This is a genomic window from Brachybacterium sp., assembly GCF_036379615.1.
Taxonomy (GTDB): domain Bacteria; phylum Actinomycetota; class Actinomycetes; order Actinomycetales; family Dermabacteraceae; genus Brachybacterium.
The window spans coordinates 40,109-63,623 of sequence record NZ_DASVGJ010000002.1 but is presented as its reverse complement, the minus strand read 5'-3'; the positions used below and the strand labels follow the sequence as shown (position 1 = coordinate 63,623).

General features: G+C 71.7%; 22 protein-coding genes. 13 read left to right on the top strand and 9 right to left on the bottom strand.

Features of this window, described 5'->3' with window-relative positions; genetic code table 11:
* Positions 1 to 147: 147 nt before the first annotated feature.
* Positions 148 to 1,143: a GNAT family N-acetyltransferase gene (locus tag VF289_RS00305; RefSeq protein ID WP_330879932.1), complete on the bottom strand. Its 996-nt coding sequence runs from the start codon at positions 1,141 to 1,143 to the stop codon at positions 148 to 150.
* Positions 1,144 to 1,543: 400 nt separating this feature from the next.
* On the opposite strand from VF289_RS00305, the gene VF289_RS00300 reads away from it, so the two are divergent.
* Positions 1,544 to 2,371 (top strand): C40 family peptidase, encoded by an 828-nt coding sequence (locus VF289_RS00300; RefSeq protein WP_330879930.1) that lies wholly within the window; start codon positions 1,544 to 1,546, stop codon positions 2,369 to 2,371.
* 235 nt (positions 2,372 to 2,606) lie between these two features.
* On the opposite strand, the gene VF289_RS00295 is transcribed toward VF289_RS00300, so the two are convergent.
* Genes VF289_RS00295 through VF289_RS00285 form a run of 3 tightly spaced genes read right to left on the bottom strand, consistent with a single transcriptional unit; the run spans position 2,607 to position 5,551 of the window.
* Positions 2,607 to 3,269, bottom strand: a complete 663-nt coding sequence (locus tag VF289_RS00295) for a GNAT family protein (RefSeq protein ID WP_330879928.1) — start codon at positions 3,267 to 3,269, stop codon at positions 2,607 to 2,609.
* A complete protein-coding gene (locus tag VF289_RS00290) occupies positions 3,262 to 4,392 on the bottom strand; it encodes a glycosyltransferase (RefSeq protein ID WP_330879926.1) in 1,131 nt (376 codons plus the stop codon). The genes VF289_RS00295 and VF289_RS00290 overlap by 8 nt, the downstream gene beginning before the upstream one ends.
* Before the next feature lie 10 nt (positions 4,393 to 4,402).
* Positions 4,403 to 5,551: an NAD-dependent epimerase/dehydratase family protein gene (locus VF289_RS00285; RefSeq protein WP_330879924.1), complete on the bottom strand. Its 1,149-nt coding sequence runs from the start codon at positions 5,549 to 5,551 to the stop codon at positions 4,403 to 4,405.
* 147 nt (positions 5,552 to 5,698) lie between these two features.
* Between VF289_RS00285 and folP the strand changes: the two genes are divergently transcribed.
* Entirely contained in the window at positions 5,699 to 6,718 is a 1,020-nt protein-coding gene (gene folP, locus VF289_RS00280; RefSeq protein ID WP_330879923.1) for a dihydropteroate synthase, read from the top strand.
* A 51-nt stretch (positions 6,719 to 6,769) separates the two neighbouring features.
* Here folP and VF289_RS00275 read toward each other — a convergent pair whose 3' ends face one another.
* Both VF289_RS00275 and VF289_RS00270 read right to left on the bottom strand, forming a co-directional pair.
* Positions 6,770 to 7,579: a serine hydrolase domain-containing protein gene (locus tag VF289_RS00275; protein WP_330879921.1), complete on the bottom strand. Its 810-nt coding sequence runs from the start codon at positions 7,577 to 7,579 to the stop codon at positions 6,770 to 6,772.
* The gene (locus VF289_RS00270) at positions 7,576 to 8,451 is read right to left on the bottom strand and encodes a serine hydrolase domain-containing protein (RefSeq protein ID WP_414644428.1); all 876 of its coding nucleotides are present in this window, start codon (positions 8,449 to 8,451) and stop codon (positions 7,576 to 7,578) included. The genes VF289_RS00275 and VF289_RS00270 overlap by 4 nt, the downstream gene beginning before the upstream one ends.
* A gap of 196 nt (positions 8,452 to 8,647) precedes the next feature.
* Between VF289_RS00270 and VF289_RS00265 the strand changes: the two genes are divergently transcribed.
* The 9 genes from VF289_RS00265 (at position 8,648) to VF289_RS00225 (ending at position 19,791) form a co-directional block, all read left to right on the top strand.
* A complete protein-coding gene (locus VF289_RS00265) occupies positions 8,648 to 9,445 on the top strand; it encodes a L,D-transpeptidase family protein (protein WP_330879992.1) in 798 nt (265 codons plus the stop codon).
* Between the two features lie 248 nt (positions 9,446 to 9,693).
* Positions 9,694 to 10,407 (top strand): DUF3662 and FHA domain-containing protein, encoded by a 714-nt coding sequence (locus VF289_RS00260; protein WP_330879917.1) that lies wholly within the window; start codon positions 9,694 to 9,696, stop codon positions 10,405 to 10,407.
* 7 nt (positions 10,408 to 10,414) lie between these two features.
* On the top strand, positions 10,415 to 10,942 hold the full coding sequence (locus VF289_RS00255) for an FHA domain-containing protein FhaB/FipA (RefSeq protein WP_330879915.1): 528 nt from the start codon (positions 10,415 to 10,417) through the stop codon (positions 10,940 to 10,942).
* Complete coding sequence (locus VF289_RS00250; RefSeq protein WP_330879913.1) at positions 10,939 to 12,357, top strand: Stp1/IreP family PP2C-type Ser/Thr phosphatase; 1,419 nt, start codon at positions 10,939 to 10,941, stop codon at positions 12,355 to 12,357. The genes VF289_RS00255 and VF289_RS00250 overlap by 4 nt, the downstream gene beginning before the upstream one ends.
* Positions 12,357 to 13,748 (top strand): FtsW/RodA/SpoVE family cell cycle protein, encoded by a 1,392-nt coding sequence (locus tag VF289_RS00245; protein WP_330879911.1) that lies wholly within the window; start codon positions 12,357 to 12,359, stop codon positions 13,746 to 13,748. Before VF289_RS00250 ends, VF289_RS00245 begins: the two co-directional genes overlap by 1 nt.
* Positions 13,745 to 15,190, top strand: a complete 1,446-nt coding sequence (locus VF289_RS00240) for a peptidoglycan D,D-transpeptidase FtsI family protein (RefSeq protein WP_330879909.1) — start codon at positions 13,745 to 13,747, stop codon at positions 15,188 to 15,190. Before VF289_RS00245 ends, VF289_RS00240 begins: the two co-directional genes overlap by 4 nt.
* Positions 15,187 to 16,848: a serine/threonine-protein kinase gene (locus VF289_RS00235; protein WP_330879907.1), complete on the top strand. Its 1,662-nt coding sequence runs from the start codon at positions 15,187 to 15,189 to the stop codon at positions 16,846 to 16,848. The genes VF289_RS00240 and VF289_RS00235 overlap by 4 nt, the downstream gene beginning before the upstream one ends.
* Positions 16,845 to 19,070 carry a Stk1 family PASTA domain-containing Ser/Thr kinase gene (pknB, locus tag VF289_RS00230; RefSeq protein WP_330879905.1) on the top strand — a complete coding sequence of 742 codons (2,226 nt, stop codon included), beginning with the start codon at positions 16,845 to 16,847 and terminating at the stop codon, positions 19,068 to 19,070. Before VF289_RS00235 ends, pknB begins: the two co-directional genes overlap by 4 nt.
* A complete protein-coding gene (locus VF289_RS00225; RefSeq protein WP_330879903.1) occupies positions 19,057 to 19,791 on the top strand; it encodes an anthranilate synthase component II in 735 nt (244 codons plus the stop codon). Before pknB ends, VF289_RS00225 begins: the two co-directional genes overlap by 14 nt.
* On the opposite strand, the gene VF289_RS00220 is transcribed toward VF289_RS00225, so the two are convergent.
* From VF289_RS00220 to VF289_RS00210, 3 genes are read right to left on the bottom strand one after another with little or no spacing between them, the layout of a single operon-like run.
* Positions 19,775 to 20,011, bottom strand: a complete 237-nt coding sequence (locus VF289_RS00220) for a hypothetical protein (RefSeq protein ID WP_330879901.1) — start codon at positions 20,009 to 20,011, stop codon at positions 19,775 to 19,777. The genes VF289_RS00225 and VF289_RS00220 overlap by 17 nt on opposite strands.
* Positions 20,011 to 20,751, bottom strand: coding sequence for a class E sortase (locus VF289_RS00215; RefSeq protein WP_330879899.1), 741 nt, complete (start codon positions 20,749 to 20,751; stop codon positions 20,011 to 20,013). Before VF289_RS00215 ends, VF289_RS00220 begins: the two co-directional genes overlap by 1 nt.
* The gene (locus VF289_RS00210; protein ID WP_330879897.1) at positions 20,748 to 21,488 is read right to left on the bottom strand and encodes a DUF881 domain-containing protein; all 741 of its coding nucleotides are present in this window, start codon (positions 21,486 to 21,488) and stop codon (positions 20,748 to 20,750) included. The genes VF289_RS00215 and VF289_RS00210 overlap by 4 nt, the downstream gene beginning before the upstream one ends.
* A gap of 115 nt (positions 21,489 to 21,603) precedes the next feature.
* Between VF289_RS00210 and VF289_RS00205 the strand changes: the two genes are divergently transcribed.
* Positions 21,604 to 22,185 (top strand): cell division protein CrgA, encoded by a 582-nt coding sequence (locus tag VF289_RS00205; RefSeq protein WP_330879895.1) that lies wholly within the window; start codon positions 21,604 to 21,606, stop codon positions 22,183 to 22,185.
* Positions 22,186 to 22,361: 176 nt separating this feature from the next.
* Entirely contained in the window at positions 22,362 to 23,441 is a 1,080-nt protein-coding gene (locus tag VF289_RS00200) for an LppM family (lipo)protein (protein WP_330879893.1), read from the top strand.
* The last annotated feature ends 74 nt before the right edge of the window (positions 23,442 to 23,515 follow it).

Sequence of the window (23,515 nt, the reverse complement as noted above, 5' to 3'; positions counted from 1 at the left end):
GCACCGACGCCACAACGTCGTCATAAGCCGTCATAGTCGGGGTCCCTGCGGCAGGCGTGGGGATGACGGTGGATGACGGCGTGCGAACCAGGTCACACGCGGCCGGAACCCGACGGTGGCATCCCGCGGCGAGCACCGACGGTGGGGTCAGGCGGCGGGGCCCTCGAGGATGCTCAGCCGGTCGACGACGCGGAAGCCCAGCTCGCGGTTCAGGGCGAGCATCGGGGCGTTGTCGGGCGCGGTGTAGGTCTGGATCCAGCGCGAGTCGGCGACCTCGGGGACGCCGGCGAGGTTCTCGAGGTTCGCGAGCTTCAGGACGCGACCGATGCCGCGCCCGCGATGGGCGCGGTCCACCAGGGTGTCGTCCTGGGTGAGGATCTCCGGATCGTGCCGATTCACGAAGATCTCGGTGTAGCCGACGGCGATGCCCTCCGCGTAGGCGAGGGCCCGCACGAGGGTCCAGCCCTGGTCGTCCATCCGCTGCGCGGTGCGGCGGATCTCCTCGACGTCCGCGCGGGAGGCGGGCCGGGTGAGGTCCCCCATCGGCACGTCGGCCTCCATCTGCGTGCTGAGCCGGGCCCAGTCCTCCAGCAGCTCCTCCGGGCAGGCACCCCGCCAGGCGCGCACCTCGATGCCGGGAGCCGGGCGCGCGGAGCCGGCGAGCGCGGCGAGGTCGGAAGGGCCGGCGGGCAGGTCGAGCAGCAGGCGGTCCTCCTGGTGGCCGAGCGCCAGCCCCAGTGATCGTGCGAAGGCGACGCCCGGCTCGCCGTAGGTCTCGGCCTGCACCACCTCGCAGCGGCCGGCGAGGGACTCCTTCACGGCGGCGGCGAGCGCGCTGCCGATTCCCTGGCGTCGGTGGGCGGGCAGCACCGAGATCTCGACCTCGGCGGGGTCCCCGGGATCGACCTCGGCCCCGGCGGCGCCGACGACCTCCCCGTCCAGGCGGGCCTCCAGCAGCACCGAGTGCCGCTCGGGCCTGGGGTCCGCGAAGCGCGCGAGGGTCGTCTCCTCGCTCGCCCACCAGGCCGCCTCGCGCCCGGCGTTGAACCCCTTCCCCAGCACGGCGTTCCAGGCGAGCAGCGACTCCTGGTCCGTGGGGTCGACGGGCGTGATGCTGACACTGCGACGCTGCACGTGGCTCATCCGGCCATTCCAGCACAGGGCAGCCCATGACCCCAGCGAATACTCCGTGCCCCGGCGGGTGATCCGCGCCCGGACGGATGATCTGCTGTCACCCCCGCCCTCGTGCGGCGCACAGCGTGGCGCGCACCGTGTCGCGCACCGTGTGGCGTGCACCCCGTGCGGAGGTCATGTCGCACCAAGTTCCGGAAAACTCCCCCTGGGACGGGTCAATGCGCGCTAAATCCCTCTCTTCCCCTCGTTCACGAGGCGTGCTGCGGGCAGGCGTCGCCCCTAGCGTGGTTCTCACATCCCCGACCGCCCCGGCTGTGAGCACCGCTCCTCCAGGACCCCTCCGCTCCCCGAGCGCGGCGTCGCGGGACACACAGGATCATCAGCAGCTCGTACGAAGGACCATCACCCCATGTCTCACCTGAACACACACCGTGCCGCCGGCCGCGCCGTCACCCCGCTCACCGGCACCCACCGCGCGGCACGCGCCCTCGGCGGCAGCGCCGTGCTCGGCGGCATCCTGGTCGGCACCGCCTTCGCCGGCGGCAGCTCCGCGATGGCGAACGACACCGCGCTCGCGGGCGGCGACGAGGGCTCCAGCACCACGCAGTCCGCTCCCGTCGCCTCCGAGTCCGGCAGCTCCTCCGAGAAGCTGCGTCAGGGCGATTCCGGCGCGTCCGTCGAGGCGCTGCAGTCCGCGCTCAACGCTCAGGGCGCTGAGCTGCCCGAGACCGGCTACTTCGGCTCCATGACCGACGCCGCGGTCCAGGACTTCCAGGCCGCGAACGGCCTCCAGGTCGACGGCGTGGTGGGCCCCGAGACCCACGGTGCGCTCGGCAGCGACTCCTCCTCCGAGGGCGCCCCGGCCGCCGGCGCGACCGCGGTCCCGACCTCCTCCACCTCCGGGACCCGCAGCGCGATCGTCGATGCCGCCCGTTCCGCCGTCGGCACCCCCTACTCCTGGGGCGGCAGCTCGCTCGGCGGCATGGACTGCTCGGGCCTGGTGAACTTCGCCTATGAGGCCGCCGGCATCGACGTGCCGCGCACCAGCAGCCAGATCGCCGACCAGGGCCGCAGCATCTCCCAGTCCGAGGCGCAGCCCGGCGACCTCGTCGTCTGGCCCGGCCACGTCGCGATCTACGCCGGCGACGGCCAGATCATCGACGCCTCCGGCTCGAAGCAGCAGGTCGTCGAGCGCGGCCTCTGGGGCAACCCGACCGGGTTCGTCACCTACCGCTGATCTCGCTGACCGGCCCTGCGCCGGTACGCCTCCGAGGCCCGGTCCCGCATCTCGCGGGGCCGGGCCTTCACCGTCTCCGACCTCGGCCGATACAGGCTGAGCAGGGGCACCCATCGGATCCAGCTGGAGGTCGAGCATCCCGCCTGCATGAGCGTCGACTGGATCCAGCTGGATCGGGGTGGCCTGCGGGACGGCGGCCTGCTGCGGCAGCCGCGTCCGAGGATCCGCAGGCAGCTCAGACGTGCCGGCAGCGCCCGAGCCGCTGTGCGAGCATCGTCCGGATCCCCGGCCACTCCGGCGCGAGGATCGAGTACACGACCGTGTGGCGCACCGACCCGTCGGGCAGGATGCGGTGGGCGCGCAGGATCCCGTCCTGCTGCGCGCCGAGGGCCTCGACGGCGCGGCGCGAGGCGAGGTTCAGGTGGTGGACGCGGAACTCGACGCGCAGCAGCTCGAGCTCCTCGAAGGCATGACCGAGCAGCAGGCTCTTCATCGCCGTGTTCACCCCGGTGCGGTGCACGGAACCGGCGAGATAGGTGTTGCCGATCTCGAGGCCCCGGTCGGCGAGCGCGAGGTTCATGAAGGTGGTCAGCCCCACCACCTGCTCGTTCGTCGCGCGCACGACGGCCCAGGCGAGGCGGGTGCCGGCCTCGACGTCGGCCGTGAGCCGTGCGACGGAGCCCTCGACCGCCTCCGGCGCGGGCACATGCGGGGCGAAGGGCAGACGGTGGATCTCCCCGTCGGTCACGGCGCCCTGCAGACCCGGGACATGCGCTGTGGAGAGAGGTTCGAGACGGATCCCGTGCCCCACGAGGGTCACCGGCTGAGGTCGCGGCAGCGGCGCAGTGGGGACGGCGCGGGTGCGCTCTTCGCGCCCGTCGGCCGCCCCCTCAGTCATGGCGTCGGCCGTGCTGCTCGATCGCCATCTCGTAGTACCGCAGCAGATCGTCGGAGGCGTTCTCCCAGGAGAACTTCTCCGCCTCGGTGCGGGCGGCCGCGCGGATGCGTCTGCGCAGGTCGGAGTCCCCGAGCCGGGTCAGCGCCGCATCCAGGCTCGCCTCGTCCCCGGAGTCGAAGATCAGACCGTTCACCCCGTCGGTGACCTGCTCCATCGTCGGCCCCGAGCGGGCGGCGACCACCGGGAGCCCGGAGGCCATGCCCTCGAGGATCACCAGGCCCAGGGTCTCGGTGACCGAGGGGAAGACGAAGGCGTCGGCGCTCGCGAAGGCGCTCGCGAGCTCCTCGCCCTCCATGAAGCCGGGGAACAGCGTGGAGGTGCCGGCGAAGAGCTGCTCGAGCTCGCGTCGGTACGGGCCGTCGCCCACGATCGCGAGCGCCACGTCGTCCCGCCGCTCCATCATCGGCCGCAGCCGGTGGATCTCCTTCTCAGCGGCCAGACGCCCCACGAAGACCAGTAGCTTCTTCTCCGGATGGCCCTGGGTGAGCCGCTCGCGCATCGCCTCGGAGGCGAAGCGGGGGTGGAAGGTCTGCGTGTCCACGCCGCGGCGCACCACGTGCAGGTTGTGGATGCCCTGCTCGGCGAGCTCCGCCTTCATCGTCTGGGAGGTGGCGATGTTGACGTCGGCGAGCGCGTGGTTGCGCTTGATCTGCCACCACACGGGCCGCTTGCCCCAGCGGTAGGCCCGATAGAGGTCCAGGTAGCGGGGGATGTGGGTGTGGTAGCTGGCGACCAGCGGGATCCGCTGGCGGTGGGCGGCGTAGGCCCCCGAGGAGGCCAGCAGGATCGGCTGGGCGGCGTGGACCACGTCCGGGTGGAAACCCCGGATGATGCCGTCCACGTTGGGGCTCGGGAGGGTGAAGCGACGGTGCTTGTAGAACGGCAGCGTCACCGGGCGGATGCCCACCACCCTCGCCCCGTGATGCTCGGTGACACCGAGCTCGGGGGCGATCACCATGACCTCGTGCCCGAGGTCGGTGAACCGTTCGACGGCGTGGCGCAGGCGCGTCACCACGCCGTCGACGGAGGGCAGGAAGGTCTCCGTGACGATCGCGATCTTCACGGAAGGATGCTCACTTCCAGGTGACGGTGGGCAAGACCAGCTCGCGCGTGACGCGGTCCGTGTTGTGCATCGCGACCTCGAGGACCTCGGCGAGGTGCTCGTCGGTCAGCAGGTGCGGCTCCAGGCCTAGCGAGAGCAGGTTGGTGTTGACCGCGTTGTAGTAGTGGTCGTACTTCTCCACGCGCGGGTTCTCCATCGCGGAGATCGCCACCTCGCGGCCGAGGTCCGCGGCGACCTTCTGCACCTTCTCCGCCAGCTCCTTGACGGAGAACTGCTCGGTGAACTGGTTGTAGACGCGGAACTCGCCGCGGTCGGCGGGGTTCTCGCAGGCGATCTCGATGCAGCGCACCGTGTCCTGGATGTCCAGGTAGCCGCGGGTCTGGGAGCCGTTGCCGTAGACGGTGAGGTCGTGGCCGATGGCCGCCTGGACGATGAAGCGGTTCAGGGCGGTGCCGAACACGGCGTCGTAGTCGAAGCGGTTCACGAGGCGCGGGTCCAGACGGGTCTCGTCGGTCTCCAGACCGTAGACCACGCCCTGGTTCAGATCGGTGGCGCGCACGCCCCAGACACGGCAGGCGAACATGATGTTGTCGCTGTCGTGGACCTTGGTGAGGTGGTAGAAGGAGCCCGGGGCCTTCGGGAACGGCAGGCGGTCCTTGCGGCCCTTGTGCTCGATCTCGATCCAGCCCTCCTCGATGTCGATGTTCGGCTGGCCGTACTCGCCCATGGTGCCGAGCTTGACGAGGTGGCAGTCGGGGGCGAAGTCCTTGATCGCCCACAGCACGTTCAGGGTGCCCTCGACGTTGTTGCGGTGGTTCTCGATCGCGTGCTCGCGGTCGATCATCGAGTAGGGCGCGGAGCGGTGCTCGGCGAAGTGCACGAAGGACTCCGGCTGGATCTCCTGGAAGATCGCGGAGACCGCGTCATAGTCGGTGAGGTCGGCGATCTTCACGGCGATGTCCTTGCCGGAGACCTCCTTCCACACCTGCACGCGCTCCTCGAGCTCGAGGATCGGGGTGACGGAGTTGGAGCCGAGCTCCTCATCGATGTCCCGGCGCACCAGGTTGTCCACGATGGTGACCTCGTGGCCCTTCTGCGAGAGGTACAGGGCAGTGGGCCATCCGCAGAATCCATCTCCACCGGCGACGACGATCTTCATTGCGAGAGTCCTCCAAAGGGTCCTGGTGCCGGTGCGCGGAGCGGGCCGCGACCGGTCTGTGCAAGTCTTGGTCCGCCCATAACGTAGTGCAGGTCGGGAGCAGCTCAAAGACGAGGAGCGCCCGCCCGAACGGTGGAGGAACGGACCATGAACAACGCGTACGACGAGAGTGCGGCAGACCGTCCTCCCCTGTCGGATTCCACTCTAGCCCGCACCCCCGAGACGGGGCTGGACGCCCCGCAGGGAGTGCCCGCGGAGACTGTTCCGGCGGCGGAGCAGCCAGCCCCGGCGGCGGACGGCGCCGCCCCTCCTTCTCCCCGGCCGCTCCCAGGCACCTCGCGTCGGGTGCTGGTGATGGGCATCGTCAACCGCACCCGGGACTCCTTCTTCGACGAGGGCCGCACCTGGGGGCTGCAGGCCGCGGTCGAGGCCGGGATCGCGGCCGCCGCCGACGGCGCGGACCTCGTGGACGTGGGCGGGGTGAAGTTCGCTCCCGGCGAGGCGCTGCCGGTGGCCGAGGAGATCGACCGGGTCGTCCCCGTGGTCCGGGCTCTGCGACGGGAGCTGCCCGCGCGGGTGCTGCTCTCGGTGGACACCTTCCATGCCGCCGTCGCCCGCGCCGCCGTCGAGGTGGGGGCGGACCTCATCAACGACACCACCGGGCTGTCCGATCCGCGGATGGCCCCGACGGTCGCCAGCGCCGGCGCCTCCCTGGTGATCACCCACTCGCTCGCCGAGCCGCGACGGCCCTACCCCAGTCCCCGCTACGACGACGTGGTCGCGGAGGTGCGGGGCTTCCTGGCCGCCCGCCTCGAACGCGCCCTGGAGGCGGGCATCCCCCGCGACCGGATCGTCCTGGATCCCGGGCCGGACCTGAACAAGTCCACCGTGCAGACCCTCGAGGTGCTGCGCGGATGGCAGGAGTACGCCGCCCTGGGGATGCCGCTGCTGGCGGCGCTGTCCCGCAAGGACTTCGTGGGCGAGTCCCTGGGACTGCCGAAGGACGAGCGGCTCGAGGGATCGCTCGCCGCGGCCGCCTGGACGGTGCAGCACGGGGCCCGGATCCTGCGGGTGCATGACGTGGCCGCGACGGTGCGGATGGTGCGCATGCTGGAGGTGCTGGCCGGATGGCGGGAGCCGGCCGGGCCGCTGGTCCACAACGTCTGAGAGCCCTCGACTCCTCAGTGCGGCTCCGCCGTTCTCAGCCCGCCGCACTGCTCAGCCTGCGAATTCCTCCAGCACCGCGTCGGCCAGACGCGGCATGACCTCGCGGTGGGCGTCGCAGAAGTCGTGGGAGGTGCCGATCACGAGGGCCAGATCCGCCTCCGGGTCCACCCAGAACGCGGTGCCGAGCATGCCGAAGTGCCCGATGGTCGCGGGACTGTTGCCCGCTCCGGTCCAGTGGGGCGTCTTGTGCCCGCGCACCTCGAGCCCGAGGGCGAAGGGGTTCGGCTCCTGCTTGCCGAAGCCGGGCATGATGCCCACCAGCTCGGGGAACTGCACGGAGGTCAGCTCGGTGTACCAGCGCTCCTCGAGCAGGGTGGGGCGCAGCAGCTCGCCCGCGAACAGCGCGAGATCCGTCAGCGGCCCGCGAGCGCCGACGGAAGCCGAGCCGGTCCACTCCAGCGCCGTCATCCCCAGCGGTCCGGCGAGCCGCTCCGGGATCCAGTCGCCGAGCTCGCGGCCGAGCGCCCGCTCGAGGTGCCGGGCGGCCTCGTCGATCCCGTAGTTCGAGTAGTGCCGGCGCAGGCCCGGGGCCTGCAGCGTGCTCTCGGACTCGTAGAAGTATCCCGAGGCGTGGGCGAGCAGGTGGCGCAGGGTCGCGCCGGGCGGGCCCGCCTCGTCCTCGAGGTCCACGCGGCCCTCCTGCAGGGCGAGGGCCGCCGTGAATCCGGTGAGGGTCTTGGTGACCGAGCGCCAGGGCCGCACCAGCGTGACGTCTCCGCGTCGGGCCCGCTCCCCTTCGGGGCCGAGCACGATCGCGGCGGCCTCGAAGCCGAACTCGTCGAGTCGGTCCAGGGAGCTCATCGCGCGTCCGCGGGACCGCCGGCGCTCCCGAAGCGTTCCAGCACCGCATCGGTGAGGCCCGGCCACACTCGCACGTGCTCGGGGCCGAAGCGCTCCTCACCGAGGAAGGCTGCGGCGAGGCCGGCCTCCGGGTCCACCCAGAGGAAGGAGCCGGACTGCCCGAAGTGGCCGAAGGTCTCTGCGGAGGAGCGCGTCCCGGTCCAGTGCGGGTCCTTGCCGCCCCGGATCTCGACTCCCATTCCCCAGTCATTGGGCTTCTGGCGGCCGTAGCCGGGCAGGATCCCCGCCAGTCCCGGGAACTGGACGGTCCGCGCCTCGCGCCAGAGGTCCTCGGGGATCAGGGCAGGGGCGAGCAGCTCCCGGCCCACGGCCAGCAGGTCCCGGATCGAGCCGCGGTAGCCCGCGGCCGGGGACCCGGTCACCTCGAGGTCCGCGAGGTCCAGGCCCGCCACGACGGTCTGCTCCAGCCAGTCCGGGAAGTCGAATCCGGTGGCCTCCTCGACATGGGCGGCGAGCACCTCGAAGCCGGTGTTGGAGTAGATGCGCCGCGCGCCGACGGCCCCGACGGTCTCGTCGCCGTCGAAGGCGTAGCCGGCGGTGTGGGCGAGCAGATGCCGCACCGTGGCGCCCTCGGGGCCGGCGGGCTCGTCGAGGTCGACCAGGCCCCGGTCCACGGCGATCAGCACGGCGAGCGCGGTGAGGGGCTTGGAGACGCTCGCGAGGTCCCTGACCCGGTCCGGTTCCCCCTGGGTGTGGACCGTGCCCTCCGCGTCCGTCACCCCCAGCGCATGGGCGAAGTCGACGTCGACGGGGATCTCGGGCGGGGTCTGCGAGGGGCTGGTCTCCACGCCCTCAAATATGGCACAGGACATCTCGCCGGGAGGCACCGGATCGGTGGCCGGCACCGGGCCGGATCCCCGGACGACACCGTGACCATTTCGTGACCTGTCCGATTTGTCCCCACCACCTGGACAGTCGTCCATTGCGTGCGGGGAACTTCGAGACCAGGCCATTTTACCCCCCGTTTACTCTTTTATGCCGAATGCATGATGTTCACGGCGTCCCGACCTGCGGCCGCCCGGACCGGCTCACCGGAGCCGCCGGCTCACCAGAGGGGAACAGCACGATGCACCTGACACTCACGGACAGACCCGAGGGCGGCGAGCAGCTGCCCGTCGCCGCACCGACCCGCCGCCTCCTGCTGCTCGGGGTGGGCACGCTGGGGCCGGGCTCGCCCTGGGCACCGGGGCGGCCACGGCCGCTCCTCCCACGCTCCGCAAGGGGTCCAAGGGCTCCTCGGTCACCTCGCTGCAGAAGAAGCTCACGAGGCTCGAGTACTGGTGCGGAACGCCCGACGGCAGCTTCGGCCATGTGACCCAGCAGGCGGTGTTCGCCCTGCCGAAGGCCGCGGGGCTCGGCCGCGACGGGGTCGTGGGTGCCAAGACCTGGGCCGCCCTGGACAAGGGCACCCAGCCGCGGAGGAGGATCACCACGGGCACCGGCTTCGAGGTGGACCTGGCCAGGCAGCTCCTGATCGGCACCAGCGGGGGCAGGCTCGCGATCATCTTGAACACCTCGACCGGCAGCGGGGAGCGCTACTACTCCGGGGGTCGCTGGAAGAGGGCCACCACGCCCAGGGGTGACTTCAGGATGTACAGCCTCTACTCCAGGGGCTGGCAGGACGGCCCGCTGGGCAGGATGTACAAGCCCGGCTACTACGACCGCGGCTGGGCGATCCACGGCTCGAACTCGATCCCCACCTACCCGGCCTCGCACGGCTGCGCCCGGATCTCGGTCAGCGCCTCCGAGCGCATGTGGTCCGGAGGGTTCTGGTTCCGCAAGGGCCGCCGGGTGCTCGTCTACTGAGCCCCGATCCCGGCGCCGGGCCGACCACCCGGCGACCACCGCTCGACGGCGGGGCCCCTGGGCCCCGCCGTCGGCCGTCTTCACGAGGCCTGCACGAATCTCTCCCCGGCTCCCCGCCCGGTGAGCACGGTGACGACCTGCTCACGCGATACGATCGGACGGCGAGCAGCCTCGCCGACCCTCCCCCGTGACGGCCGGGACGGCGGCGCTCGCGGACCTGTCGACCACAGCGAGAGCGAAGGACCACCGTGGGGATCTTGGATCGGATCGAGCGCGGCCTCGACCGCGGCGTGACGAGCGTCTTCTCGCCCGGCCGTGGGCAGCTCAAGCCGCTCGACCTGGCTCAGGGGCTCAAGCGCGAGTGCGACGACCAGATCCAGGTGCTCGACCGCACCCGGACCCTCGCCCCGAACGTCTACACGATCTATCTGAACTCGCAGGATCACGAGCGCTTCAGCTCCTGGCAGGACACCCTGCTCGACGAGCTGCAGCGCGTGCTCATGGAGCACGCGGACAAGCAGCGCTATATGTTCGTGGGCGCGGTCTCGGTGGCCCTGGAGCGCGACGACGAGGTGCGCGCGGGCCGGTTCGAGACCGAGTCCCGCACCGAGCGCGGCAGCGTCGCGCCCGCCACCGGCGCCGCCCAGGCGGGCTCCGGCGGCAGCCCGATCATCGAGATCGACGGCCAGCAGTACCTGCTCACCGGCCCGGTCACCGTGATCGGCCGCGGCGGCGACGCCGACATCATCCTCGAGGACACCGGGGTCTCCCGCCATCACCTCGAGCTGCGCGCCGAGCCCGACGGGTCCCTGATCGCGACGGACCTCGGCTCCACCAACGGCAGCTTCGTGGACGGCGAGCGGATCCGCACCCCTGTCCCGCTCCAGGACCGCTCGCTGGTGAAGATCGGCCGCACCCGTCTGACCGTGCTGCTGCCCGCAGCCGGCCCGGTCAGCTGGTGAACGCCCCATGAGCGAACTGACCCTGGTCGCCCTGCGCCTGGGCTTCGTGCTGGCGCTGTGGATCTTCGTGGTCGTCGTGGTGCTGGTGCTGCGCAACGACCTCTTCGGCACCACGGTGGTCACCCGATCCAGCCGGGATCCGCGCCGTGAGCAGCGTCCCGCCTCGGGACCGATCGGCGGGGCCGCCGCCGCGGCCGGCACCGATCCCGCGCAGCAGCGCACCGATCCTGAGGTCACCCAGGCCGCGATGGTGGTCACCGCCGGTCCGCTGCGCGGCACCTCGCTCACGCTGGGCTCCACCCCGATCCTCATCGGGCGCGCGCCCGAGTGCACGCTCGTGCTCGACGACGACTACGCCTCCAATCGACACGCGCGCGTCTTCCAGCGCGAGGGCGAATGGATGGTGGAGGATCTGGGCTCGACCAACGGCACCCTGGTCTCGGATCGACGGATCGAGGGCGCGGTCCCGTTCCGTCCCGGGGCTCAGGTGCGGATCGGCCGCACCGAGATCGAACTGAGACGAGGTCCGCGATGAGCATCGCCCTGCGGTACGCCGCCCGCTCCGACGTCGGCCTCGTGCGGTCCAACAACCAGGACTCCGGCTACGCCGGCAGCCACCTGCTGGTGGTCGCCGACGGCATGGGCGGTCACGCCGGAGGCGATGTCGCCTCCTCCGTCGCGATCGGTCGCCTGGCCCAGCTGGACGCCGAGACCCCGGCCTCGGACATCGTCGCCACCCTCGAGGAGAGCGTTCTCGAGGCGAACCAGGAGATCCTGCGCCGCGCCCGGGACGAACCGCAGCTGCGGGGCCTGGGCACCACGATCACCGCGATGCTGCGCGCCGAGGGCAAGTTCGCCCTCGCCCACATCGGCGACTCCCGCGCCTACCTGCTCCGCGACGGCGAGACCACGCAGGTCACCAAGGACCACACCTTCGTCCAGCGCCTGCTGGACGAAGGGCGCCTCACCGAGGAGGAGGCCGAGCGCCACCCCCAGCGGTCCGTGCTGATGCGGGTGCTCGGCGACGTCGACGCCGACCCCGAGCTGGACCTCTCCCTGCGGCCCGCCCACCCCGGCGACCGCTGGATGCTCTGCTCCGACGGACTGTCGGGGCTGGTCTCGCTGGACACCATCGACGCGACCCTCACGGAGTTCGAGGACCCCGGGGAGTGCGCCGAGGCGCTCATCCAGCTGGCGTTGAAGGGCGGCGGCCCCGACAACATCACCTGCGTCATCGCGGACGTGGTGGATCTCGAGGCGCTCCCCCGCGGCGAGGAGGCCCCCTCCACGAGTCCGCAGATCGTCGGCTCGGCGGCCCGCAACCGCCACGCGCCCACCAGCGCCTCCGGCCCCGCGGCGAAGGCTGCGGCGCTGACCCGCGAGGAGCCCGACGTCCCCTACGAGGACGAGGACTTCTCGCAGGAGGAGCCCCCGCGCCGCAGTCCCTGGCCGGCGCTGGTCGCCCTGATGCTGCTGCTCGCACTGCTGGGCGGGCTGCTGTGGGCCGGCTACGCCTGGTCCCAGCGACAGTTCTACGTGGGCACCGACGGCACCAGCGTGGTCCTCTACCAGGGCCTGTCCCAGGACCTCGGCCCGATCTCGATGTCGGAACCGGTGGAGGTCACCGATATCGCGCTCGAGGACCTTCCCGAGGTGACTCGCCAGCAGGTCGAGAACACGATCACGGCCTCGGACCGCGAGTCCGCCGAGCAGATCATCGACCGGCTCGAGCAGGTCTCGCTCTCGAACCAGCCCCCGCCGGCGGTCTCCCCGTCACCCTCGGATGCCGGGGGCGCCTCGGATGCCGGCGGCGCCGGCGATCAGGGGCAGGACGAGGAGCGGTCCTCCGAGGAGAGCGCTGCGGAGGAGAGCGCCGCCGAGGACGAGAACCCGCTGCCCACCCGCTCCGATCGCACGGTCCCGCCGCCCGATGAGGGCGAGGAGACGTAGTGGCCACGATCGTGTCCTACACCGCGCGTCCGCGCCGCCTCATCCAGGCGCTGCTGCTGGCGTTCGCGGTGGTGATCGGTGTGGGCTCCTATGCCCTGGTGGGGCTGGGACGCCATCACGAGCTGCCCGAGAACCTGCTGGTGTACGGGGTCGGCGCCGCTGTGCTCGCCCTGGCCCTGCAGATCGCGGTGATGTGGCGCGCCCCCTACGCGGATCCCGTGATCCTGCCGCTGGTGATGCTGCTGAACCTGCTGGGCATCGCGATGATCGAGTCGATCCATGCCGCCAACGCGATCTACGGGATCCGCAGCTCGGCGAGCGCGGACCGGCAGATGCTGTGGGCGGTGCTGGGGGTGCTGCTCTGCGTGGCGCTGCTGGTGCTGCTGCGGGACCACCGCCGACTGCGCCGGTACACGTGGATCAGCGCCGTCGTGGGTGCCGTGCTGCTGCTGCTGCCGCTCGCGCCCGTGATCGGCTCGGCCCGCAACGGCTCGAAGATCTGGATCAGCATCGCCGGCTACAGCTTCCAGCCCGCGGAGCTGGCGAAGATCGCCTTCGCCATCTTCTTCGCCGGATACCTCGTCTCCCGCCGTGACACCCTCGCGCTCGCAGGTCCGAAGGTGCTGGGCATCCATCTGCCGCGCTGGTCGGACTTCGGCCCGATCCTGGTGGCCTGGGGCTTCGCGATGGCGGTGCTGGTCTTCCAGACGGACCTGGGCACCTCGCTGATGTTCTTCGGCCTGTTCGTGGTGATGCTCTACGTGGCCACCGACCGGCTGAGCTGGCTGGTGATCGGGGCGGTCATGTTCCTGCCCCCGGCGGTCTTCGCCGCCACCCAGATGGGGCACGTGCGCACCCGCATCACCTGCTGGCTGGATCCGCTCTCGAGCGAGAACTACGGCAGCTGCGAGCAGATCAGCCAGGGCCTGTTCGGCCTCGCCAACGGCGGCATCACGGGCGCCGGGCTCGGGGAGGGGCGGCCCGACGTGGTCCCCCATGCGGAGTCCGACTTCATCTTCGCCTCCTTCGCGGAGGAGCTCGGCATGGTCGGGGCCTTCGCCCTGCTGCTGCTCTACCTGCTGCTGGTGCAGCGGGCGCTGCGTGCCGCCGTCGGCATCTCCGACGGCTTCGGCACCCTGCTCGCGGGCGGTCTCGGCTTCGTGATGGCCCTGCAGGTGTTCGTCGTGGTCGGCGGGGTGACCCGGGTGATCCCGCTGACCGGCCTGACCCTCCCGTTCCTCGCCGCGGGCGGCAGCTCGCTGGTGTGCAACTGGATCATCGCCGGGATCCTGGTGCGGCTCTCCGACGCCGCCCGTCGGCCCGCGGCCCGGCAGGTCGCGGCCGGTGGCCAGCCCACTGCGCCCCGGCCCGCTCAGGAGGTGGGGGCATGAACCGTCCGCTGCGCCATGTATGGCTGGTGATCGGCCTGCTCTTCGTGCTGCTGTTCACCTCGACCACCTACTTCCAGGTGGTCGCGCAGGGCCGTCTGAACGCTCACGGCCAGAACGACCGCACCCTCTACAACGAGTACGGCCGCCATCGCGGTCCGATCGTGGTGGACGGGCATCCGATCGCGGTCTCCGAGGCCTCGGGAGACACCTACGGCTACCTGCGCACCTACGATCCCGGGGCGATGTACGCACCGGTGACCGGGTACTACTCGGTGGTCTATGGCTTCACCGGCATCGAGCGCTCGCTGAACGACACCCTCTCCGGCGAGGCGGACGCCCTCTTCTACCACCGCATCTCCGACATCCTCTCCGGGCGCCAGGGGCGCGGCGCGACCGTCGAGCTCACCCTCGACGCCGCCGCCCAGGAGGCGGCGTGGAACGCGCTGGACGGCCGTCGCGGCTCCGTCGTCGCCCTGGACCCGGAGACCGGTGCCGTGCTGGCGATGGTCTCCGCCCCGAGCTACGACCCCGACCGGCTCGCCTCGCACGACCGCGCCGCGGTGAGCGAGGCCTGGACGGCGTTGAACGAGGACCCCGCTCGGCCGCTGACCAACCGGGCGATCGGCGGGGACCTGTACCCCCCGGGCTCCGCCTTCAAGCTGGTCGTGGCCTCGGCGGCGCTCGAGTCCGGCGAGTACACCGCCGAGTCCGAGATTCCCGGGCCGGGCACCTGGCAGCTGCCGAACTCCTCCGCGGTGATGAACAACCGCGCCTCCGGCGGCACCGAGCCCTGCGGCCCCGACGACACCTCGACCCTGGCCGACGCCATGCGCCAGTCCTGCAACACCTCCTTCGCGATGCTCGGGGTGGACCTCGGCGAGGAGCAGCTGCGCGAGACGGCCGAGGGCTTCGGCTTCGGGCAGCGCCTGGAGATCCCGCTGTCGGTGACGCCCTCGAGCATCGGCACCGATCTCGACGACGCACAGCTCGCCACCACCTCGATCGGGCAGTACGAGACCCGGGTGACGCCGCTGCAGATGGCGATGGTGGCCGGCACCTTCGCGAACGACGGGGTGACCATGGAGCCGCAGCTCGTCCAGGCGGTGCGCACCAGTGACCTGTCCACGGTCGCCGAGCTCTCGCCGAGGGAGCTGGGCCAGCCGCTGACCGCGGCGAACGCGGCGCAGATGCGGCAGATGATGGTGGGCGTGGTCGAGGACGGCACGGGCTCGGCGGCCGCGATCGAGGGCGTCGAGGTGGGCGGCAAGACCGGCACCGCGGAGTGGGGCGAGGATCGTGCACCCCATTCCTGGTACGTGGGATATGGACAGCAGGACGACCAGAAGATCGCGGTGGCGGTCATGGTCGAGGAGGGCGGATACGGCTCGCGCACGGCGGCGCCGATCGCCCAGGACGTGATGGAGGCGGTGATCCAGCGATGAGGACCGAACCAGGACTCGTGCTCGAAGGACGGTACGCACTGACCTCCCTGATCGCGACCGGCGGGATGGGACAGGTCTGGAAGGGCCAGGACCAGGAGCTCGACCGTGAGGTGGCGATCAAGGTGCTGCGCGAGGAGTACGCGGGGGACGAGGGCTTCCTCAAGCGGTTCCGGGCGGAGGCCCGGCACACCGCCGCGCTCTCCCACGACGGCATCGCCGCGCTGTACGACTACGGCGAGCTCGACGGCCGCGCCTTCATCGTGATGGAGCTGTGCCCGGGCCGGCCGCTCTCGGACATCATCGAGGAGAATCCCGGCGGGCTGCCCGAGAAGCGGGTCGTCTCGCTGCTCATCGAGCTCGCGCGGGCCCTGGATGCCGCCCACTCCAAGGGCGTGGTCCACCGCGATGTGAAGCCGGAGAACGTGCTGGTCGACGAGAAGAACGACTGGTCCATGAAGATCACCGACTTCGGGATCGCCCGCTCCAAGGACCAGGCCCGGCTCACCAAGACGGGCCTGGTGATGGGGACCGCCCAGTACCTCTCCCCCGAGCAGGCGATGGGCAAGCAGGCCACCTCGCTCTCGGACATCTACGCACTGGGCATCGTGGGCTACGAGATGCTCGTGGGCCGGCGCCCCTTCACCGGCTCCAGCCAGGTGGAGATCGCGATGGCGCAGGTCAAGCAGCAGCCGCCGGAGCTGCCCGAGGCGATCTCCGTGGATCTGCGACGCCTGGTGATGATGATGCTGGCCAAGGCCCCGGCGAATCGTCCCCGCTCCGCCGCGGCCGTCTCGCGGATCCTCGAGGCGATCCAGCGCGGCGTGGAGCCCCGCTTCAGCACCGGCGCGATCCCGGTGACCAAGGTCGCCGACCACGACTGGACCGGGGAGAACCGGGTGCGGCCCGGTGGCGGGAGCTCCGGGAAGCGCGGGAACGGCGGATCCTCTGCCGATTCCTCGTCCTCCACCGGCGGGCACCGCACCGGCGCCTCCCCCACCGGCACCCGCACCGCGGCGATGCCGCTGCCGCTGTCCGGTCGCGGTCGTGGGATCCGGCATCGCTCGGGCTCCTCCGGCCCCTCGGCCCTGTCGGCGGCCTCCGCCGGGTCCGCGCCGCGCCGCGCCCTGCGGCCGGGCCGCTCGGCGAGCTCCGCGAGCTCGGCGAGCTCCGGGGTCTCCGCACTGTCGGCCGGCTCGGCCCGCTCGGCGGCCTCCCCCGCCCCGGCGCCGCGGCCCTCCTCGGCCTCGCCCGCCGCGGTCGCCAGGGACGGCAGCGCCCAGAACGGTGCCGCACAGCAGGGTTCCGGGAAGCAGGGCGCCGGGCAGGACCGGACCGCGCAGGACGGGGCCGGGCGCCCCGCCGGTGTCGCCGCCTTCGACGGCGTGGACACGGCGAACTCCTCGCGGACGGTGCACGGAACCTCCACCACCGGGCGCAAGCTCGCGGGGATGTCGCTGCCGGGACTGGTGCTGCTGGTGCTCGTGGTCATCGCGATCCTCGCCGCGGTCGCGGGAGGGCTCGGGATGCTCCCCCTCGGCGCGTCCGGTCCGCTGGGCGCGGCGGACATCACTCATCTCGCCGCGGGTGACACGGCGTCAGCAACTACGATGGACGGATCGGTCGGTGTCGGCCACGGCACGAGGACGGGTGTGGAGTGAGCGAGAACAGCGTGGTCCTGGGCGGGCGCTACCGCCTGGGGCGGATCCTCGGCACCGGTGGCATGGCCGAGGTGTTCCTCGCGGAGGACACCCGGCTGCACCGCACGGTCGCCGTGAAGGTGCTGCGCTCCGACCTCGCCCGTGACTCCAGCTTCCAGGAGCGGTTCCGGCGCGAGGCCCACAGCGCGGCCTCGCTGAACCACCCCTCGATCGTCGCCGTGTACGACACCGGCGAGGAGCAGCAGACCACGATCACCGGGGCGGACGTCACCATCCCCTACATCGTGATGGAGTACGTCCAGGGTTCGACCCTGCGCGAGTACATCGATCCCGAGCACCCGATGTCCGCCCCGCAGGCGGGCGAGATCATGGCGGCGCTGCTGAGCGCCCTGGAGTACTCCCACCGGGCCGGGATCGTCCACCGCGACATCAAGCCCGGCAACATCATGATCAACGAGGCCGGCGCCGTGAAGGTGATGGACTTCGGGATCGCCCGGGCGATCGCGGACGCCACCAGCGCGATGACCGCGACCCAGGCCGTGATGGGCACCGCCCAGTACCTCTCCCCCGAGCAGGCGCGCGGCCAGCTGGTCGACGCCCGCTCCGACATCTACTCCGCCGCGTGCGTGATGTTCGAGATGCTCACCGGACGCCCGCCCTTCACCGGCGACACCCCGGTCTCGATCGCCTACCAGCACGTGCGCGAGGAGCCGCATCCTCCCTCGGCCTACAACCAGGCGGTCACCCCGGCCCTGGACGCCGTGATCCTCACGGGCCTGACCAAGGACCGCGAGCAGCGCTATCCCAGCGCCGTCGCCTTCTCCCGCGACATCGCCGCCGTGGTGGCCGGGCGGGCGCCTGCCCTCGTGGCCGGCGCGGTGCCCTCGGGTGACGACCCCGAGGCCACGACCGTGCTCGGCGCGGTCGGCGACACCACCGAGGCGCTGCCCGCCCAGGGCTCGGCGGCCGTCGGCGCGGCAGGGCTCGGCGCCGCCGGGGCGTCGGGCTCCCAGGACTGGAGCGCCGTCTCGGCCCAGACCCCCACCACCGGCCCGCTCGCCCTGCACACGGTCGACGAGGTCGAGCTGGAGGAGGACCGCAGGAAGCCCTGGTGGCTGATCATCCTGGTCATCCTGGCGGTGCTGGGGCTCGTCGCCGGAGCGCTCGCGGTGCTGCAGCCGTGGGACCGGGAGCCGGAGAGGGTGCCGGTCCCCGCGGTCGTCGGCGAGACCGAGGACGACGCCCGCACGATCCTGCAGGACGTCGGGCTGGAGCCCGACTTCGTCCAGGCGGAGTCGGAGGAGGTCGAGGCGGGCCATGTCATCTCCTCCGCTCCGGGCGAGGGCGAGGAGGTCGCCGTCGGCACGGCCGTCGAGGTGACCGTCTCCAGCGGCCCGGAGGCGGTGGATGTCCCCGACGTCGTCGGCGAGCCCCGCGACGAGGCCGAATCGCTGATCGAGGAGGCAGGGCTGGTGCCCGTCTACGTCGACAGCGAGGACAAGAAGCAGACCGAGCGCGGCACCGTCACCCGCACGAGCCCCGGCGGCGGCGAGAGCGTCCGGAAGGGCGATCAGGTCGAGATCTGGGACGCGAGCGGCGAGTACCCGGTGCCCGACCTGGTCGGGACCAGCCTCGAGAGCGCCACCGAGACCCTCGTGGATATCGGCTTCGAGGTCGAGAGCACCGAGCGGTCCGATGGCGAGGAGTCGCCGGGCACGGTGCTCGAGCAGACGCCTCCTGGCGGGCGGTCCGAGTCGATCGGCACGACGATCCGCCTGGTGGTCGCGGCGCCCGAGGGCCCGGTCGCCGTCCCGAACGTCACCGGGCAGCCGCTCGCGGACGCCCAGCAGGCGCTCGCGGATGCGGGCTTCGGCCACGAGCACACCGAGGAGGCCTCGGACACCGTCGAGGAGGGGCGCGTGATCCGTACCGACCCCGCCGCGAACGAGCAGGTGGATCGGGGCACCACGATCACGATCGTGGTCTCCTCCGGCCCGGAGCCGACCCCCACCCAGGAGCCGAGCGAGACGCCGACCGAGGAGCCGTCGGAGTCACCTACCGAGGAGGAGACCTCCACCGAGGACCCGCCCAGCGACGAGCCGCCCAGCGACGAGCCCGGGAACGGGACCGGCGAGGACAACGCACAGGGCGGCACCGGCAGAGGGATCGGCAACGGCGGGGGCAACGGCAACGGCAGAGGGAACGGCGATGACAACGGCTGAGGACACGAGCTCGACCCCGGCCGCGAGCGCCGCGGAAAGCACAGGCTCGACGCCGTCGCCGTCGGCGACCGGTCTCCCCGGGGCGCGGGTCCTGGTGGTCGACAACTACGACAGCTTCGTCTACACGATCGTGGGCTACCTCCAGCAGATGGGTGCCCGGACGGTCGTGGTGCGCAATGACGAGGTGCCCACGACCGCGGACGGCGCGGTGGACCTCACCGGTTTCGACGGCGTGCTCCTGTCCCCCGGGCCCGGCAACCCCTCCACGGCGGGGCGCCTGCTGGACGTGATCGGCGCCTGCGCCGCGCAGGAGGTGCCGACCCTTGGGGTGTGCCTGGGCCATCAGGCGCTGGGCCAGTACTTCGGTGCCACCGTCGATCATGCCCCGCAGCTCATGCACGGCCGCACCAGTGCCCTCACCCATGAGGGCAGGAGCGTGTTCGCCGGTGCCCCGTCCCCGATGACGGCCACCCGCTACCACTCCCTGACGGTGGTCCCCGAGACCATCCCGGACCAGCTCGAGGTCACCGCTCGCACGGCCGACGGCATGGTGATGGGCCTGGCGCACCGCGAGCTGCCCCTGCACGGGGTCCAGTTCCATCCGGAGTCGGTGCTCACCGAGAACGGGCACCTGATGCTGGCCCGGTTCCTGCAGCTGTGCGACGGCCGCGACGCCGTCGAACGCTCTGCGGGCCTGCAGCCGCTCATGACCGCCGGCTGAGCTCCCCGCTCTCCGGGCTCGCCTCGATGCTCTCCGCGCCCACTGCACCGCTCTCCGGCCCCGCCGCGCCGACCAGCCCGTCGTTGAAGGGCAGGTACGGGGCGACCGCCGGGAACACCCAGCCGAACAGCACCACCACGAGCGCTGCCAGCAGCACCACGGTGAGCAGGACCCGCACCCACAGCGGGCCGGGCAGGCGACGGAACAGCCAGCCGTACATCAGCTCTCCTCCTGGGGTGCGGGGGCCTCGGTTGCGAGGGCCTCGGGGATGCCGTCGGCCCTGTCCGTCCAGTACGCGAACTCGGCGTGGACGATATAGCGCTCCCGCGCCGAGTACATCGGATGGCAGGCGGTGAGGGTGAGCATCCGGTCGGTGGGCTCGACCCCTGGCTGCCCGGGCGTCGGCGCGATCACCTCGACGTCCTCCGGCTGGACGATCAGAGACTCGGTCACCTCGTACACGTAGAAGGTGTCGGCCGTCTCCACCACGATCGGGTCCCCGGGCTCGAGGACCGCGATGTCCTCGAAGACCCGACCGTAGGTGTTCCTGTGCCCGGCGATCGCGACGTTGCCGACCTCGCCGGGCAGTGCGGTCTCCGGGTAGTGGCCCGCGCCCTTGACGTTGAGGACCTCCTCGAGGCTCACGCCCTCGGCGAGCGGGAACTCCGGACGGTCGAAGGCCGGGACGTGCATCCTGCCGAACACCATGGTGTCCGCAGGTGCCTCGAGCTGCGGCGGCGGGCCGTCCTGGCGGGGCGCGATCTGCTCCTCGTCGACCGCTCCCCACTCCTGCTCGAGGCCGTCGAGCAGACCGGCCTGCTCGCGGTCGGCGACCACGTCGGTCCACCACAGCTGCCACACCAGGAACAGCAGCAGCAGGGCTCCGAGGGTCAGCAGCAGCTCGCCGAGGACCCCGACGACTCCCGCGCCGCGGGGTCGGCGGCGGTGGCTGGGGCTCACGCGGCCACCTCCGCCTCGATGGTGAGGGTGCCGACGAAGGCGGGCAGCGTGGTGGTCTCGAGGGTCTCGACCTTCTCGCCGAGACCCACGTGGTCCACCCAGTCCCGGTAGACGCCCACCCCGGGCGCGGCGTCCAGCGCGGCGGTCATCTCCTCGACCGGGCCGATGACGGTGACCACGAACGGCGGGGAGTACACCCGGCCCTCGAGCAGCAGCGTGTTGCCGGCGCAGCGGAATGCGCTGCCGTTGATGACCCGCTGGTCCTGCAGCATCATCGCCTCCGCCCCGCCGGCCCACAGCGCGTTGATGTAGGCCTCGAGGTCCTGCTGGTGGACCACGAGGTCATTGGGCTCGGTGCCGGGGATCGCGCCCAGTGCGCTGCTCGGCGCATCGGTGAGGGCGATCCGCAGAGCGGGGCCGCTCACCTCGCTGAGGCCCACGGCGTCCGCCATCTGCGCCGTGCGCTCGGCCGTGGGGGCTGCGACGTCCGTGCCGCGCAGCCGCTCGACCTCGACGCGCATCTCCGCGTTCTCCTCGGTGAGTCGCTCGATGTCACGGCCGCGCTCCTCGAGCACGCCCACCACGTCGCTGCTCTCATCACGGATGGACCCTCCTCCGGAGAGCCGGGCGGTGGTTGCGAAGAGCACGCCGCACAGCACCATCACCAACGCCACTCCTGCACGGCCGCGCCCGCGCTGGCGGCGCGGAGTGCTGTCCGAGACGCCGTCTGCGCCCATGTCGGCTCCTCACTTCACGCTCTCGGTCGACGACCATTACCCTAGGGCACGGCCCGCACCTGCGGGCCCGCGCGGCACGCCCGCGCGACCGGCCGCGTCGAGGGAGCACCGTTTCATGGCCAGGAGCAGGAAGAAGTCGTCCGGGCGGACGACGTCGAACGCGAAGGCCAAGGCCACGGCGGCGACCGAGACGGAGACCGCGACCGGGACGGACGCGGACTCGACGGACTCGACGACGAAGGACACGACCGCGAAGGACTCGTCGGCCGAGAAGACTGCGAAGGGCTCCGGCGAGAAGAGCGCGGCCGCGCGGGCGTCGGCGAAGGATGCCGCCCCGTCGAAGCGCTCCGCCTCGGGCAAGGGCGCTGCGTCGGGGAAGGGTTCCTCCAAGGACCCGGTCACGCCCAAGGGCGGAGAGATCGCCGAGAAGGCCAAGGACTCCACCCGCTCCACCTCCGTGAAGAAGGCCGCCGCCGCGGAGAGCACCCGCACCTCCGGCCGACGGGTCGCGGCCGCGACCCAGAACCCGGCATGGCTCGCCCCCGCTGCGGTGGTGTTCCTGATCCTCGGTCTCGCCTACCTGGTCACGTACTACATCTCCGCAGGTCAGCTCCCCCTCCCGATCGGTGACTGGAACCTCGCGGTGGGCTTCGGCGTGCTGATGGTCGGCGGCGGCATGCTGATGTTCTGGAAGTAGTCGCTCGGCAGACCTCGAAGCAGTCGCTCGATGCCTCTGGAAGCAGTCGCTCGACGCGGCCCCCGGCGGGGAGTTCTCCCCACCGCGTCCGCGACCTCCCGCCGGTAAGCTGGTGCTCGCGTGCGCTCCCGTGAGCGTCGTCCACCGATCTCAGCGAACGACCCGACGGGGGCCCCATGAACAGCATCTCGACACGGCGCAGACTCGTCGCCGTCCTCCTCCTCCCGTTCCTCCTGGTCCTCGCCGGGTGCGGGAAGTTCCACGCGGACTTCGACATCAAGAGCGTGGACAGCATGAACGTGTCCTTCGACTTCGCGGTCGACACCGAGTACACCGAGGGCATCTGGGACTCCGCCGAGGCGCTCTGCTCCGAGGCGACGCAGGAGATCGACCTCGGCGAGGACGCTCCGCCCGTGGAGCCCTACGAGGAGAACGGCCAGTACGGCTGCACGATCTCCGGCGTGGTCGACAGCGCTGACTTCGGCAACGGCTTCGACCTCACCGAGGACAACGGCGAGTACCTCCTGACCATCTCCGGCTCCGGCGAGACGGTGGACACCGCGAGCCTGGAGTCCCTCGGGGTCGAGATCGACTTCCGGATGACCTTCACCTTCCCCGGCGAGATCATCGAGGCCTCCGGCGGCGAGATCGACGGCAACTCGGTGACCTTCACCGATATCAACGACGTCTCCTCCGGCATCGAGATCCGTGCCGATGCCAGCAGCTTCCCCTGGCTGGTCGTCATCGGGATCGTGCTCGTGCTCGGCTTCCTGCTCCTGCTCGTCATCGCGGCCGTGGCCTTCTTCCTGATCCGTGCGCGCCGGAACAAGGGCGGCGGCTCGACCCCCACCGGCACGCCCGGCGGCTACGGCGCCGCCGGCACGTCGGCCGCGGCCGGCACTGCACCTCCTGCGGCCCCGCAGGGCCAGCCGTTCGGCCAGGTCTCCCCGGAGGCGCCCCAGGGCGGTCAGTACGGCCAGCAGCCGCAGGGGGGCCAGCAGTGGGGCCAGGCCTCGCCCCCGCCGGCGCCGCACGACGGCCATCAGGCACCGCAGGACCCGCAGCCGTGGAACCAGCAGCCCGGCGCACAGCCGGGTCAGGGCGGTCAGCAGTGGAGCCAGCCGGACCAGGGTGGCCAGCCGTGGAACCAGCAGCCTGGTGGACAGTCGGGCCAGGGCGATCAGCCGTGGAACCAGCAGCCCGGCGGCCAGCCGGGCCAGAACGGCCAGCAGCCGCCGCAGAATCCGGGCTGGTGACACCCCGTCGATGAGCCGCCCAGGAGCCGTGTGAGCAGGGTCATGGCTCCTGGGTTGGCGTCGACCGGACTGCC